1 pseudogene is annotated in these 263 nt (G+C 72.2%); it reads left to right on the top strand.

Annotation, left to right across the window (positions count from 1 at the left end):
• Window positions 1-263 (top strand): annotated as a pseudogene (locus KVT14_RS20515) (Na+/H+ antiporter subunit D); the annotation flags it as partial.

Genomic DNA, 263 nt, shown 5'->3' with positions numbered 1-263 from the left:
TCCTCGCCGACGACGGCCCGCTGGTGGTCGACATCGGCGGCTGGGCCGCCCCGGTCGGCATTGACCTCGTCGCGGACCGGCTGTCGGCCCTCATGCTCACGGTCTCCGCGGCGGTGTCGCTCTGCGTCCAGCTGTACTCGCTGGCCCAGGGCGAGGCCGTCGGCGACGAGGCCGCGCCCGTGTCGATCTACCACCCGACGTACCTGATCCTCGCCGCGGGCGTCGCCACCGCGTTCCTCAGCGGCGACCTGGTCAACATCTAC

The organism is Cellulomonas sp. GbtcB1 (assembly GCF_019091725.1).
Taxonomy (GTDB): domain Bacteria; phylum Actinomycetota; class Actinomycetes; order Actinomycetales; family Cellulomonadaceae; genus Cellulomonas.
Note: the sequence above shows the minus strand (reverse complement) of the source record. Positions and strands in the feature narration are given on the sequence as shown.